The 13,074-nt window shown below is 61.3% G+C and carries 8 protein-coding genes and 1 pseudogene; 4 read left to right on the top strand and 5 right to left on the bottom strand.

Translation table 11 applies throughout. The annotated features are described in order from the left end of the window. Nucleotides 1–11: 11 nt before the first annotated feature. Nucleotides 12–764, bottom strand: coding sequence for a glutamine ABC transporter substrate-binding protein GlnH (glnH, locus tag HDG39_RS10935; RefSeq protein WP_184005777.1), 753 nt, complete (start codon nt 762–764; stop codon nt 12–14). Between the two features lie 520 nt (nt 765–1,284). Here glnH and HDG39_RS10930 point away from each other — a divergent pair. The 3 genes from HDG39_RS10930 to HDG39_RS10920 are packed head-to-tail and all read left to right on the top strand — an operon-like array spanning nt 1,285 to nt 5,080. Continuing rightward, the gene (locus tag HDG39_RS10930) at nt 1,285–2,067 is read left to right on the top strand and encodes an enoyl-CoA hydratase/isomerase family protein (RefSeq protein WP_184005775.1); all 783 of its coding nucleotides are present in this window, start codon (nt 1,285–1,287) and stop codon (nt 2,065–2,067) included. A gap of 2 nt (nt 2,068–2,069) precedes the next feature. Continuing rightward, nucleotides 2,070–4,268 carry an acetate--CoA ligase family protein gene (locus tag HDG39_RS10925; RefSeq protein ID WP_184005773.1) on the top strand — a complete coding sequence of 733 codons (2,199 nt, stop codon included), beginning with the start codon at nt 2,070–2,072 and terminating at the stop codon, nt 4,266–4,268. After that, nucleotides 4,265–5,080: an enoyl-CoA hydratase-related protein gene (locus HDG39_RS10920; RefSeq protein ID WP_184005771.1), complete on the top strand. Its 816-nt coding sequence runs from the start codon at nt 4,265–4,267 to the stop codon at nt 5,078–5,080. Before HDG39_RS10925 ends, HDG39_RS10920 begins: the two co-directional genes overlap by 4 nt. A 158-nt stretch (nt 5,081–5,238) precedes the next feature. Here the strand turns inward: HDG39_RS10920 and HDG39_RS10915 are convergent, their stop codons facing one another. Continuing rightward, nucleotides 5,239–7,545 (bottom strand): WD40 repeat domain-containing protein, encoded by a 2,307-nt coding sequence (locus tag HDG39_RS10915; protein ID WP_260327694.1) that lies wholly within the window; start codon nt 7,543–7,545, stop codon nt 5,239–5,241. 664 nt (nt 7,546–8,209) lie between these two features. Here HDG39_RS10915 and HDG39_RS10910 point away from each other — a divergent pair. Then, the gene (locus HDG39_RS10910) at nt 8,210–9,022 is read left to right on the top strand and encodes a gamma-glutamylcyclotransferase family protein (protein ID WP_184005769.1); all 813 of its coding nucleotides are present in this window, start codon (nt 8,210–8,212) and stop codon (nt 9,020–9,022) included. Nucleotides 9,023–9,541: 519 nt separating this feature from the next. Here the strand turns inward: HDG39_RS10910 and HDG39_RS35045 are convergent. The 3 genes and pseudogenes from HDG39_RS35045 to HDG39_RS10900 all read right to left on the bottom strand — a co-directional run. Then, nucleotides 9,542–9,637 (bottom strand): annotated as a pseudogene (locus HDG39_RS35045) (LysR family transcriptional regulator); the annotation flags it as partial. 85 nt (nt 9,638–9,722) lie between these two features. Further along, nucleotides 9,723–10,127, bottom strand: coding sequence for a nuclear transport factor 2 family protein (locus HDG39_RS10905; RefSeq protein ID WP_184005767.1), 405 nt, complete (start codon nt 10,125–10,127; stop codon nt 9,723–9,725). Between the two features lie 349 nt (nt 10,128–10,476). Further along, a complete protein-coding gene (locus HDG39_RS10900; protein ID WP_409259218.1) occupies nt 10,477–12,828 on the bottom strand; it encodes a two-partner secretion domain-containing protein in 2,352 nt (783 codons plus the stop codon). Between the last annotated feature and the right edge of the window lie 246 nt (nt 12,829–13,074).

Raw genomic sequence — 13,074 nt, 5'->3', positions numbered from 1 at the left:
TTTCCGAGCGATTACGACTTCGGCGGTTCGGAACCGAACCACTTCTTGTAGAGCTTCGCGTAACGGCCATCTGCCTTGATTTTCGTCAGATCTTCGTTGACCTTCGACACCAGCGGACTTCCCTTCGGAAAGCCGATGCCGTATTTGTCGCCACTGACGGGGGCGCCGGCAACCTTGACCTTGCCTTTGCCTTCCGTGTTGACGAAGTACAGGACATTTGGCGTGTCGTGCATGGCTGCGTCGACGCGGCCCGCTTCCAGCGCCAGATAGGCCTGGTCGATGTTGGGGAACTGACGGATTTCCTTGGGCTTCAGGTGCGCCTTGATCCAGTCGATCGTTGCGGTGCCCGTTTTTGCGCCGATGACCTTGCCATTCAGATCGTCAATGGACTTGATGCTCGTGTTGCTGACTTGCACCATCGCAGCGAGTCCGCTGTCGTAATACGGGTCCGAAAAATCGATAGCCTTCTTGCGTTCTTCCTTGATGGTCATGCCCGAAAGCGCGACATCAATGTTTTGCGTTTGCAAAGCCGGAATCAGACCAGCGAAGTCCATCGGCTGAATCTTGTACTTCCAGCCCTGGTCCTTCGCGATTTCGGCCCACAGGTCAAGGTCGAAGCCGACGTACTTGTCACCCTGCTTGAATTCGAACGGCATGAAGGAGGTGTCGGTACCGACAACCAACTCTTTGGTTTCCGCGTGCGCGATGCTGGCGCCGAACATTGCAACAGCAATGACGGACATAAGGAAGGAACGACGTCCCATGATTCTCTCCGCAGTGATTGGCGATGTCACCTCCTCGACGTGGGAGGGACCAATGACAGCAACACTACATGCAGCGCAACACGCGATGTCTTAGTTAAACTGCGCGCAACGTTTGTTGTCAAAAACGATAGTACTCCGCCAGAAATGGACGTCAACAAAAATCGGGGGAGGGAAAACACGTAGTCCCGGCGTCGGGACTGCGCGACAGATGGCGGCACTACTGATCGGATTCAGCTGACGTATGCACCGTTCGCGTGTAGCGCCTCTTCTGCCTCGGACAATTGCTGGATGGCCCGTCAGCATACGTACGGGAACAGCTAACTACACTGTCAGAGTCAATTGCGGCGTCCGTAAAGACTCAATTACGGGTAAACGCAGGATTGCAACAAACGTTTCCCATGCTTAGATTTTATGCAACAAACGTTTCTTCGCGCGTTTGTGTTTGTCCGAGACGCCACGACCCGTGAGGTATGCCCCACACCGTGAGCGAGCCCATCAAGGTGCAATGACGGAGACGTTCATGGTTTTCGAAACGATAATTTACGGTGTGCAGGACGGGATTGCAGAGGTCAGGTTAAACAGACCGCATCGTCTGAATGCGGTGGTCCAGCAACTTTACGATGAGTTAAACGAAGCATTAAGCCTCGCTGAGGCGGACGGAGCCGCGCGGGTAGTTCTCGTTACGGGAGAGGGACGCGCATTCTGCGTCGGAGCGGACCTCAAGGAACACAAGGCGGGCCGCACGGCCTTCGAGCGTCGCGAATACCTGCGGGGTGAGCAGGTAGTTTGCAAGCGACTGCTGACGCTCGGCAAGCCCGTGGTCGCGGCTGTAAATGGCTTCGCGCTGGGAGCTGGTGCAGAAATCGCGATTGCCTCCGACTTCGTGGTGATGGCCGAGAGCGCGAAGATTGGATTGCCCGAAATAAGCATCGGCAACTTTCTCGGCGGCGGAATCACGTATCTCCTTCCCCGGCTGGTGGGCCTGGCAAAAGCACGCGAGCTGGTTTTCCTTGGCGAGCAGATTGACGGGCAAGAAGCTGCTTGTATTGGGCTCGCAAACCGCGTGTATCCCGATGACGGTTTTCTTCAGAGCGCACGGGCGTTTGCACAGAAGGTCGCCAGCAAGGCTCCGTTCTCGATGCGGCTGGCGAAGGAGCAACTGAACTTCGCTGGCGAGCGCACCCTTGACGCAGCGCTGACCGCAGAACTGGAAGGCATGATGTTCTGTTCAACAACGAAAGACTGGCGGGAAGGCATCGATTCCTTCGCCGCGAAGCGTGAACCGGTGTTCAAGGGAGAATAACGATGAGCAGCCACTCTATTCGCAAACTTTTCTATCCAGACTCGATTGCCGTCGTTGGCGCATCGAAAGACCAGATGAAGCGGGGTTTTCGTTCCATTCAAAAGCTGCTGGAAGACGGATACGCCGGGGCGATATACCCCATAAACCCGAAAGAACCGGAAATCCTCGGCCTGAAATGCTATGCGAGTCTGGGCGACATACCCCGCGACATTGACCTCGCCCTGGTCTGCACGCCGGCAAAGACCCTGCCACAGGTCATCGAGCAATGTGGCAAAAAAGGCGCAAAAGGCGCGGTTGTCCTGGCGGGCGGATTTGCCGAAGCGGGCGATGACGGGCGGCGCCTCCAGGACGAAATGGTGCGAGTCGCTCATGCCTATAACGTACGTATCGTCGGGCCGAACACGTCCGGGGTATTTAATACCCACAAGGCTTGCAACATTGTCGGCTTTAGCAATCTGAAGAAAGGCGGTATCGGATTGCTGTCCCAGTCTGGAAACATGGCGCTTTCTCTCGTGACGGAGGCCGAGGCCAACGGACACATCGGGCTGTCAACGTACGTCGGCATTGGCAACGAATCGGATATTCAGTTCGACGAGTACCTCGACTACTTTGCAGAAGACGAGAACACGAAGGTCGTCGTCGCGTATGTCGAGGGTATGAAAAATGGGCGGGTGTTCCTCGACGCACTGCGTCGCATTACACGTAGGAAGCCGGTCGTACTCTACAAGTCAGGCCGCACCAGCGCCGGACGTAGTTCCGCGAAGTCGCACACTGGTGCGCTGGCCGGAGACTACGCGGTAAGCGAGGGCGTTCTGCGTCAGGCGGGAGCGGTGCTCGCTCGCAAGTCCGACGAGATTCTCTCGCTCGCTGAAGCGCTTTCGCTGCTTCAGCCGCTCGCGTCGCGCCGCGTGGCGGTGCTCGCCGATGGTGGTGGGCACGCCACGATTGCTGCAGACGCCTTGAGCGAACATGGTCTAACGCTGGCTCCCCTGAGCCACGAAACGCGCCAGCGCCTGTCGGCAATCCTGCCGCCGTCGGCCGCCGTTGCGAACCCCGTAGACGTTGCAGGCGGAACGGATTCCAACCCGGCGGTATTTGCCGACTGTGCGCGCATTCTGCTCGAGGACCCTCAGGTGGACGGACTACTCATCACGGGGCTCTACGGCGGATATGGCGTGAGGTTTTCCCAGTCGCTGACACCCATTGAGATGCAGACTTCTATGCGAATTGCCGCAATGCTGGAAGCGCGCGGTAAACCAATCATCGTGCACAGCCTCTATGGGAGCTTGTATTCGGACCTGCGACCGGCCCCTCTGACGTGTATTCGTGAAGCCGGTGTACCGGTTTACGACTCGCTGGAGTTGGCGGTCCGCTGCATGCAGGGCCTCGCAGAGTTTGGTGAGGCGCAGAGGCGACCACTTGCTGTAGCAGAGGACCATCCGGTGCGCTCGCCGGCATTCGAGACGGTCCTGTCGTCCTGTCGTAGCGAACACCGGACGGTTGTGCTCGAGCACGAGGCCCGGCAGGCGCTCGCGGATGCTGGCGTCCCAATGCCGGCTCCCGCGATTCTGGCCAGGTCATTGCATGAGGCGGTGGCGGCGTTCGAGCGCCTCGGTTCGGTGCCAGTCGCGATGAAAATCGTGTCGCGTGACATCATCCACAAGTCGGACGCCGGTGGGGTCAAGCTCAGCGTCGGAAGCTCCGATGGGGTTAGGCACGCGTTCGAAAACATCGTGGCCAATGGCCGGAAACATGTGCAAGACCCGGACATTACCGGCGTCCTCGTGACCCCCATGGCGCCAAAAGGTGGCGTCGAAATCATCATCGGTGTCGTGCGTGACCCGACTTACGGCCCGGTCATGATGTTTGGCCTCGGCGGTATCCTGGTCGAGGTACTCAAAGACGTCGTCTTCCGCTCGCTCCCTCTCACGGAGGACGACGCGCACCGGATGCTCGCCGAGATTCGAGCCAGTGAGATTCTGAACGGGGTACGGGGAGCGGCCCCGACCGACAAGGATGCATTGGTCAAGTTGATGATGGGCATCTCGTCGCTTTGCTCGGCATTTCCGGAAATCGCCGAGCTGGACCTCAATCCCGTGCTTGCCTATTCCAGCGGGGTGGCCATTCTCGATGCTCGCATCCTGCTTGAGGATGTCAGCGCGGCCACCCCTCAGTGGCATTCAACCGAGCAGCCAAGATGAACCATGCACCTGAATTGACTGATGCATTGCTACGCGTCGACGGGCGTGTCGCAACACTGACCTTGAACCGCGATGATCTCCGTAACGAGCTCACCGGCACGAAACTCGTGGACGACATTGATCGCACCGTTCAGTGGATTAACGCCGAGGAGTCGATCGGTGTCCTGATTGTGACCGGTGCCGGAAACGCCTTCTCTTCCGGCGGAAACATCAAGCACATGTTCCATCGCGAGGGGAGTTTCGGTGGGGACGTCTATGAGGTTCAGAAACAGTATCGGCAAGGCATCCAGCGAATACCCCTGGCGATGCATCGTCTCGACGTCCCGTCCATCGCAGCCATCAATGGTGCCGCATTGGGCGCGGGCTTCGACCTCGCCTGCATGTGCGACCTGAGACTGGCTGCAGCTGACGCGATCATGGGCGAGACCTTTGTCAATGTGGGAATCATCCCCGGAGATGGCGGAGCCTGGTTTCTACAACGACTCGTGGGCTACCAGCGGGCAGCCGAGCTCACGTTTTCAGGCCGAACCTTTACCGGGGTTGAAGGCAAGGAGCTTGGCGTCGTTCTCGACGCCGTTAGCGCAGACCAGTTGCTGGAAACCGCTCAGCAACTGGCCAGAAGCCTCGCCGCAAAACCGCCGCAAGCCCTCCGGCTGACGAAGCGCCTGATGAAATCAGCCCAGCGCATGGAACTGCACGACTTCCTCGACCACTGTGCCGTCTTTCAGGGCATGTGCCACAACACTGACGACCATCTCGAGGCGCTGGCTGCGACCATCGAAAAGCGGGCACCTCAATTCAAAGGTCAGTAGCGGCACTCCCTCCTCGCTGAAATAATTCGCACAGTTTCCGCAGGACCGGGTCTTCTCATGGCCACGGACTTCGATGTGAAGCTAGTCAGGAAGATTGAAAAGCAATTGGTCGCGCTGGCCAAACGTATCGTTGCAGCTTGCTCCGACCAGTCGGCGAGTTACGATCCACATACGTTTTCGCCCCGGCGCCCGCGTATGAGAGAAAGAGCGGCTACATCATCGGTTGTGAGCAGGTTTGCTCCCACGAGCTTTTCCCTACACACGGCTTTAGCCAGGCTCTGACCTCGCTTCTGCATGAGCCATCGGATAGGCCATACCCGCGCGGTCTGATCCGCGGACGCAGTTACCACCTGCTGGCCATCTGGGCTGAAGGTGGCGGAGCTTATCGCTCCCTGGTGCCCGCGGAGCTGCGCGATCACCTGGCCAGTCGCCATGTCCCACACCCGAGCGGTCCTGTCCGCGGACGCGGTCACCACGCGCTGGCCGTCCGGGCTGAAGGCGGCGGAGAAAACCGGTCCCTGATGTCCGGTGAGCTTCGCGATCACCTCGCCGGTCGCCGCGTTCCACACCCGCGAGGTCCCGTCCGCGGACGCGGTCACCACGCGCTGGCCGTCCGGGCTGAAGGCGGCGGAGAAAACCGGTCCCTGATGTCCGCTGAGCTGGGCGATCTGTTTGCCGGTGGCCGCGTCCCACACCCGCGCGGTCCCATCCGCGGACGCGGTCACCGCGCGCCGACCGTCCGGGCTGAAGGCGGCGGAATAAACCAGATCCTGGTGCCCGCTGAGCTGCGCGATCTGTTTGCCCGTGCTCGCGTCCCACACGCGCGCGGTCCCGTCCCGGGACGCGGTCACCACCCGCTGGCCGTCCGGACTGTAGGCGACGGAATCAAGCGGGCCCTGATGACCGCTGAGGAGCAAGATCTGTTTGCCGGTGGCCGCGTCCCACACCCGCGCGGTCCCATCCCACGACACGGTCACCACCCGCTGGCCGTCCGGGCTGAAGGCGACGGAATCAACCGGGCCCTGATGACCGCTGAGGAGCAAGACCTGTTTGCCGGTGGCCGCGTCCCACACCCGCGCGGTCCTATCACGGGACGCGGTCACCACCCGCTGGCCGTCCGGGCTGAAGGCGGCGGAAACAACTGACCCTTGATGCCCTCTGAGCAGCAAGATGCCCATCGCCGCGTCCCATGCGCGCGCGGTCCTATCACGGGACGCAGTCACAACCCGCTGACCGTCCGGGCTGAAGGCGGCGGAATTCACCGGGCCCTCGTGTCCGGTGAGCTGCGCGATCACCTGGCCGGTCGCCGCATCCCACACCCGCGCCGTCTTGTCATCGGACACGGTCACCACGCGCTGGCCGTCCGGGCTGAAGACGGCGGCGCTCACCGGTCCGCGATGCCCAGTGAGCTGCACGATCAAGTGGCCGGTCGCCGCGTTCCACACCCGCGCGGTGTTGTCATCGGACGCTGTCACCGCGCACTGGCCGTCCGGGCTGAAGGCGGCGGAGAAAACCGGTCCCCGATGCCCTATGAGCTGCGCGATTACCTGGCCGGTCGCCGCATCCCACACCCGAGCCGTCTTGTCATCGGACGCTGTCACCACGCGCCGGCCGTCCGGGCTGAAGACCGCGGAGCTTACCGGTTCCCGATGTCCGGTGAGCTGTGCGATCACGTGGCCAGTCGCCGCATTCCATACCCGCGCGGTCCTGTCCGCGGACGCGGTCACCACGCGCCGGCCGTCCGGGCTGAAGGCGGCGGAAAAGACCGGTTTCTGATGCCCACTGAGCTGCGCGATCTGTTTGCCCGTAGCCGCGTCCCACACCCGCGCGGTCCTGTCCGCGGACGCAGTCACCACCCGCCGGCCGTGCGGGCTGAAGGCGGCGGAATAAACCAGATCCTGATGCCCGCTGAGCTGCGCAATCTGTTTGCCCGTAGCCGCGTCCCATAGCCGCGCGGTCCTGTCCGCGGACGCAGTCACCACCCGCTGGCCGTCCGGGCTGAAGGCGGCAGAATAGACCAGATTCTGATGGCCACTGAGCTGCACAATCTGTTTACCCGTGGCCAGGTCCCACACCCGCACTGTCCCATCCCAGGACGCGGTCACCACCCGCTTACCGTCCGGGCTGAAGACGGCGGAATCAACCGCATTCTGATGGCCGCCGAGCAACGCAATCTGCACTGATGCTTGCGCGCCACGCATAAGCTCAAGCTCTGCTTCTACCGATCCCGGCGAGAGCCAACCGTTGCCCATCGCCAGCATCGCGAAGCGCATTGCGCGGTCATAATTTCCCGCATCGTTCGCCGTCGTCGCGGCCGACGCCAACGCCAGGGAAGTCTGGCGTGCGGCCGTCCGAGTCTGGTGAATGATCCACCCGGCAGTCACAATTAGAATGAATACGATAGTGCCAATCAGTACCTGGATGCGTCGCTGCGCGCCCTGTCCGTGCCCGCTCTTGCTTGACATGGGCTAGATCCTCAACGATTTGTTGCAACTGCGACTCGCGCTCCGCGCGTGCAACCTCCTCGCGCCCGCAGCAAGTCCATAGATAGGAAAGGTCGTCCGCGCCCAGCCGAAAGCAATTCGCACATGTCCAATTCGCAAAGAAATCGCTCGCCCCACACCGTCGCCCAGACGTCTGAGGGCTCCCGGTCGCATCGTCTCATGCCACACCATGCACTCGATTCCAGGTAACAGCACATCAGTGCGCACCAGTGTCCGCTGACAAGGGGCGGATTCAACCGGTCGATGCAACACAATGAACGTCGGCATTGGCCGAAATGTACTCGTAGACTATCGGACAGGCCTCCGATGCGGTCGGCCATTCGGTTGACGGCTTCGCAGCACAATCGGGTGCCGTGGCATCGAAGTCGATGACGCGCCAGATTTCTGAGCAGACTGAAACCTGGCGCCAGCGGCGCCGCACGAAGCGATGTTAAGTCCGGGCTCGTGCGGTCGTTTTCGCGCGCAAATCTCTTCTGGCAAAACCGGCCGGTTATTGAAGCTCGCCCATCCTAACCTGGCTATGGCCTGGCAACAGTTGGACGGCACTGAGGCCTGGTGCGCACAGTTGCCGAGCGGCCCGGCTCAAGCGATCATTTGCGGTAACGCATTGGACGGAGATCTGACGATGTCAGAGATGGCAAAGATTCGAGGATTCGTTGTGGCACTGGCGCTCGTTGGCTCGGTGGCGCACGCGCAGACCACCAACTTCTGGGGAACGGGTCTTCCCGATCAGCCGACGCAGTTCATTTTCGGCTACGGCTCGCTCATCAACACGCCATCGCGCGACGCCACCGCGGGCAAGCCGGTTGCGGCAATTCCGGTGCGCGTCTCGTCAGCGTTCGGCTATGTGCGTAGCTGGAGCGACCGCGCTGGCTCAGGGTTCACGGCACTCGGCCTGCGGCGTCCGTTAAAGGGCGAGGCGCCGATGACGATCAATGGAGTGATCTATCCCGTTGTCGGCAACGACATGTCCGCGTACGACGAGCGCGAGAAGGGATACGTGCGCGTCGAGGTGCCGAGCGCGCTCATCGAGGCCGTGTCATGGCAGCCGCTGCCGACGCAGGGAACTATCTGGGTCTACGTGCCGAAGGCCGAAGGCAAAGCGCCGGGCGAAGGGCTTCCGGTGCCGGACGCGAGGTTTCCGCTCGTCGAGTCGTATATTGATGTCGTTATCGAGGGCGGGCTCGAGTACGGGCCGGAGTTCGCTCGCGAGCTCGTAGAGACGACCCGGGACTGGAGCCCCTACTGGCTCAACGACCGCACGCTCGCACGCCGGCCATGGGTGTTCGACAAACAGTTCGCGAAGGTCGATGCACTGCTCGCGACATCGGCGCCCTGCTTCGCGCAGCGGGCGTTCCCCGAGGACTATGCCGCCATGAGCGCCGCGATCGCGAAACGCAAAGGCGACGTGTGCCTTCGGGAGGCGCACGGCCGCTAGACCGCACGCTTTCAGCGCCAGTCGTCCATGTTGTGCTTGATCTTGTTGCGCTGGACGATCAGCGTTTCGACGCTCGGCTCCCTGTTCATCGCGCGCGATGGCGAGCTTGGGTGCCGCCTCATGGTTCGTGCGGGACATGTCCTTTTGTCGAGGTCTGGTCCGATCCGAAAACGCGGTTCGATCCAAACCAGGCCGATGATGTACCTTTGCATCGAAGTCGATGACGCGCCTGCGATTTCGGAGCAGACTGAAATCCGGCGCGACCGGCGCTGGCCGCACGACGCGATGCTACTCGCGATTCGTACGGCCGCTTGGTGGCGCAGTTCTCTTCAGGCGAAACCCGGCCATATATGGTCCTACGCTACCGCTGGCACTCGGTCGTTGGAATAACCGGGTGGGCCGAGAGCGGTCGTTGTTGTCTTGGGGCGATCATCGACCTTGGCGTTCATTCAAAGAAAACTCGCCCTGTATCAGCTACCAGCTCTCTTGGCGATATTCGATAACTGGACTTCAGCATAAAGACATGCTTACAAGGCGTGTCGCGCGATGCAGGAGGCGCAGGCGGATAGCCTTCTCCGGTGCGCTGAAACGCCGGGACAGGGCCGAATTCGGCATCCAGATCCGTCCCACGCGGAAAGCGGGCTAGTGGTGCAACGGGGCGGGCCTTTGACGAAAGAGAAATCAAGGTAGACCAATGTTTCTATCGCCGATGGGCCTGCGCTTCAGCCGCGGTGTCATGGTATTCCTTGAATTTCGTGATTCTTCCGTTTTCGATCGTGAAGACGTGAGCCCACTCATCCTCATACGTAATGCCAGTTGAATTTACGCGCCAACGCTGCACCCCAAGCACGACGACCTTGTCTTCGCTGGCAATAAAATCGAGAGGTTCGAACCGTTCGGCAGTCTGAGTCGCAGCAAGCGCACTGAAGAATTCCGCGACCTCCTGAGGGCCGTGCCTTCCACCAGCGAATGGGATGATCTCTGTAGGCCCAGGTATGAACCAGTCGACATTTTCGGCGAGCGTTTTCAGGACGCCCCCGATGTCGGCCTTGCTGAAAGCATCGTATGCTTGCTGCACCAATTGAACATTCTGTTGCTCGCTCATTGCGCCTCCCACAATCGCCGTTTCGAGATCTTCCTGTATTGCTGCGGAATCGAGGCCATTACCAGATCATCATAGTCGAGTCACCGAAAACCGTGCGCTCGCCAACCAGCAAAAAAAAGTTGAGAACCTGCCGGCCGCACCAGGCCCATGGATGGCCGTTGGATCCTAAAGTCTGCCGTTGACTTGGTGCCGGTTCCGACGGCAACCAGGGGTCGACTTGCGCCAACCGCGCCGGCTGTGCGCTTTGCCGGTGACGCCCAGTCGAGATATGGTTGCCAGTCCACGAAGCGGAGTCGCTCGAAACTGGCACTAAGCCTTACACAGAACTGTAGTCACCAGTGCCCGGATATCAGCGTCCGGTCAACCAGCGCAGCGTCGGCCCGTTAGAAGAAATGACCCATGTTCCAGTCGGGCTGAAATCCCACGTCGGGCCGAAGCTCGCCGACTCGCGTAGCTGGGCATCAGTGAGTCCGCTCGAGCTCGCCACCGGCGTTCCCGAGCCGACCCCCGCAGTCGCCCCGGACGACTCGCTATTCCAGAACACGTTCGGGGCGATGCGTCCGCTATTCGTGCCCGCGATACCGCCTGTCGTTGCGCCCGGATCGGGCATGAGCGTCGATTGGGAATAGGACTCGCGGATGACGCCCACATTGCGGCCAACGAGGCCGCCGACCACTGCGCCACCGATCACGCCACCCCTTACGATGTCCTCCGAATATGATTGGTTGATCCCGCCATTGTTCACGCCGACGAGTCCACCGAGCGTGGCTTGTGCACCGCCCGTCACCGTGCCCAACGCGATGGACTGGTCGATGCAACCGTCGTTCGTACCGGCAAAACCACCGACCGTGCCCGCCCCGCTTACGCTCACCCCGGCGAATGACTGTTCGACGCGACCGCGATTTTCGCCGACGATCCCTCCGGCCACACTGCTGGTGCCGCCCGTGGATTGGACGCTACCGAAGACGCTGACCCGCACGATGAGCCCATAGTTGGTGCCGGCGAGCAAGCCGACCGGTCCTGCGGAGGAGGTCGCTGAGCTTTGTGTGAGATCAAAATTGCGCACGACGCCGGTTTTGCCGATCACGCCGAAAAGCCCGGTATCGGCGTCGCCGGGGATATTGAGTCCCGAGACGCCGCCATGGCCCATTCCGTCGAACTGGCCGGTGAACGGTGTGGCGGCGGTGCCGATGCCGTTGAAATTCACCGGATCCAGGAAATCGATTGCCCGGTTGCCCAACGCATAGTTGCCAGCGAGGTTGTTGTTCACCGCACTAAGGTCTGCCAGGTAGTTAATTAGCTGATAGGCGGTGATCTGCGTCACCAGGCCACTAAACGGCGCGGCACTCCAGGAAGGATTGCTGCGCAACGTACCAGGCGTGTATCTGCCGTTCATGTCGTAGAGCGCCGTGACGATGCCCGTGCTGCGCGACCAGTCGATGGTGCCCAGGTTGGTCACGCTGCCGCCGTTGTCGGATCCATGCCAGTCGGCATTCAAAATCAGCGAGCCCGTGCCGTGATTGGCGATGGTCGCGTTCGGCGCAATGGTCAGCGAGTGCGCCGCGTCGAGCGTCAGCGACGCTGCGCCGTGCCAGCGTACGCTCGCGTCGATCGCGATGTCTCCCTCGCCGGTCGCCCCCAGCAGGCCGTCGCCGCCGTTCGCGTCCACGTTGATCGAAGCACCCCGGCTCAGGCTTGCGCTCAGCGTGCGAGCGGTGGAGGCGTCCGCGATGAAGTCCCCGGTTGTGATGTTCCAGGTTTTCGCCTGAACGTCCGCGCCGCCGACCTCGACCTCCTTGCCGGACATATCGACCGCGCCGCCGCTGCCGTCCGCATTGCGTGCGTTGATCTGCGCCCCGCGCGCATCGACGCTACCGGTGTTGATAACCGAAGTGGCGGTAGCGGTGTTCGCGACGAGCCACACGTGGCCGGCGCGTATCGCCGTGCCGGTGGCGCGCAGCGCGCCCGAATGACCCGCGAGCGCGAAAATGTTGCCGTCGGCCGCCTGCAAATTGATGATCGCCGCCTGCACCAAGCCCGTGTTCCTCACCGTGCCGCCGCTTCCTACGTCCACGAAAACGTGCCGATCCGTGCCGTCCAGCAGACGAACCTGACGCCCCACGGCAAGTTCGGCGTTGCCGTTTGGCGCATCGATTGTCCCTGCGTTCTTGACCTTGTTGGCCGATATGAGGAACACGTCCCCGCCCGACGAGATGAGTCTACCGAGATTGATCACATTCGCCGTGGAGCTGCCCGTGTAGACCGACCCACCGATCGCGGGCGGATTCAAAAATGTGTCGTTGGGGATGTCGAGCGTCGAAGCGACGAAGCGCCCGCCCGTCGAGACCACGCCGTTTCGCCCGATTAGAACCCCATGCGGGTTGACAAGGTAAATACTGCCGGTGCCGCTCAGCGTGCCGAGGATCGCGGAGAAGTCGTTACCCGTCACGCGATTGAGTGTCGCGCCGGTGCCGTTGCTGATCGACACCGTCTCGTGCGCGCCGATCGAGAAACTGTTCCATTCGATGATGCCCCGCGAGCCCGTTTGCGGCTGCGGATCCCGACACAGCACCCGGATCGCATGCTTGCGGTGATAGCCCGTCAATTGAATGAATTCGTCCAGGATCTGGCGTTTCTCCGTCCGGTCAGAACGTCGATACCGCTCGCCAACCGCCTCAGTCAATTCCCGTCGTGTTGTCATGCTGAGCCGCCTCGTCATAAGTCGTCCCCGCCAGCATTCTGACGGGTAACAAATTACATGAGGCAACAGGTACCGCTTGGTAGCAAAAATCTTGAGTCAATGCGCCGACCGGCCGTGCTGCTTGACGTTGTCTAGATCGGCCATCAAGCGTCATTCGCCTTGTCAGTCAGACGGACCTTCAGACGTCGGCTCCGCACAGCAAACGGTCACTGGCCGTCGGGACAAGAACACCGCTATATTCGGTCG

Source organism: Paraburkholderia lebeckiae (assembly GCF_014201005.1).
GTDB classification, from domain to species: domain Bacteria; phylum Pseudomonadota; class Gammaproteobacteria; order Burkholderiales; family Burkholderiaceae; genus Paraburkholderia; species Paraburkholderia tuberum.
The sequence above is the reverse complement of the archived record's forward strand: the minus strand, read 5'-3'. Positions and strand labels throughout refer to the sequence as shown.

What these genes read in the sequence shown, in the direction of transcription:
- glnH (WP_184005777.1), bottom strand. Translation starts at nt 764, where the DNA reads ATGGGACGTCGTTCCTTCCTTATGTCCGTCATTGCTGTTGCAATGTTC.
- HDG39_RS10930 (WP_184005775.1), top strand. Translation starts at nt 1,285, where the DNA reads ATGGTTTTCGAAACGATAATTTACGGTGTGCAGGACGGGATTGCAGAG.
- HDG39_RS10925 (WP_184005773.1), top strand. Translation starts at nt 2,070, where the DNA reads ATGAGCAGCCACTCTATTCGCAAACTTTTCTATCCAGACTCGATTGCC.
- HDG39_RS10920 (WP_184005771.1), top strand. Translation starts at nt 4,265, where the DNA reads ATGAACCATGCACCTGAATTGACTGATGCATTGCTACGCGTCGACGGG.
- HDG39_RS10915 (WP_260327694.1), bottom strand. Translation starts at nt 7,545, where the DNA reads ATGTCAAGCAAGAGCGGGCACGGACAGGGCGCGCAGCGACGCATCCAG.
- HDG39_RS10910 (WP_184005769.1), top strand. Translation starts at nt 8,210, where the DNA reads ATGTCAGAGATGGCAAAGATTCGAGGATTCGTTGTGGCACTGGCGCTC.
- HDG39_RS10905 (WP_184005767.1), bottom strand. Translation starts at nt 10,127, where the DNA reads ATGAGCGAGCAACAGAATGTTCAATTGGTGCAGCAAGCATACGATGCT.
- HDG39_RS10900 (WP_409259218.1), bottom strand. Translation starts at nt 12,828, where the DNA reads ATGACAACACGACGGGAATTGACTGAGGCGGTTGGCGAGCGGTATCGA.